General features: G+C 58.4%; 1 protein-coding gene. It reads right to left on the bottom strand.

Annotated features, from left to right (window positions below; all coding sequences use genetic code 11):
• Positions 1–262 precede the first annotated feature (262 nt).
• On the bottom strand, positions 263–1321 hold the full coding sequence (locus ACWR1S_RS30795) for an IS110 family transposase (RefSeq protein WP_454566135.1): 1059 nt from the start codon (positions 1319–1321) through the stop codon (positions 263–265).
• Positions 1322–1419: the final 98 nt, after the last annotated feature.

The raw sequence follows: 1419 nt of genomic DNA, 5'->3' as shown, positions 1-1419 counted from the left end.
CGGCAGCTCCTATGTATGGACTCGCCCCACCATTCAACCCGCTTTTGAACACTGCTACCCGGTTGCATCTATGTATAAGGCCTATTCGAGGAAGCGTTAACCGGCTTCTGGCCAACATTGGGTAAGCTCGCGATATGCCGATTACAGTAAGGCCTCAAGGGCCAGTAGGAGCTCAGGCATCAATTCGCGACGGTCTGACCTGGGGTCAATGTTCTTAGCATGGGTTGAAGCGGCTTAGCGCCTCGGTGGCAGAACTCTTTTATCAGTGACTCATCGTCGCCTCCTGGCCGTTGCCCGGTTGGCGATGATAGGTTTGATCGTTTTGCAGCAGCACCCAGAGAATCCGAAGATTACGATTGGCCAATCGCACCGCAGCTTCCTTACGACCCAAGCGGTTGATCCAGCGCTGCAGCCGCTGATCGTCCGGCTGCTGTGAATCAGGCCGCAGTTGCCTTAAAACAGCATGAGCGCCCTGGATCGTCAGACTGCGCAAATACGCATCACCATGCTTGTTCATCTTGCCCAGTCGGGTCTTCTCGCCAGAGCTGTGCTGGCTGGGCACCAACCCGAAATAGGCGGCAAACAAGCGGGCGTTGGCGAACCGTTCAGGTTCGGTCTGCTTGGCGATCAGCGCCGTGGCGATGATCGGGCCAACACCGCGCACCGTCATCAGCCGCTTCGCCGTCTCGTCTTCTTTCGCTGCCATTTCCAGCCGACCGGTCAGTACGTTGACGCGATCGCCCAATTGACTCCATTCGCCCAGCAGCTCGGCGATCAGTTCGCGCAGCAGATCGGGCAGCGGCTGGGTGGCATCTTCCAATATTCGAGGCACGAGCTGGCTGATCGCAGTTTCGCCCTGCGCCATGGCCACACCATGTTCAAGCAGCAAACCACGCATCTGATTACCTACGGCCGTGCGCCGTCGCACATATCCCTGACGGGCCCGGTGTAGCGCCTGCATCGCCATCGCGGCTGCGCTCTTGATCGGTACCGCCGAGATTTTGCAGTCGCGGCCGGCACGCAAGATCGCCAAAGCATCGTTGCGATCATTTTTCGGGCCGCTGCGGTGACTGGCGACCAGTTGAGCGGGCAGGATGCGAACCGGATTACCCTGCATGTGCAGCAACCGCGCCCATGCTTGAGCACCGGGGCCGGTTTCCACCAGCACCGTCACGCTCGGAGGAAGTTCACGGAGAAATACCTGAAAGGCTTCTCGTGACTTGATTCTCTCCTCGAATATCACTTGGCCGAGGGCATCTTCCCCGGCCACCTGGAAAACCCTTTTGGCAAGATCCACCGCAACGGTGGAGCATGCCGACACGTCGGCTGACAAAGACTGATTATTCGTCGTATGCTTTTTCATGGCCTCGCCCTCGCTGTCGTTGGCTTCTATAAGAATGCCACCGTGGCGCACAGACG

The sequence above is a fragment of the Pseudomonas sp. AIG genome, assembly GCF_977020205.1.
Note: the sequence above shows the minus strand (reverse complement) of the source record. Positions and strands in the feature narration are given on the sequence as shown.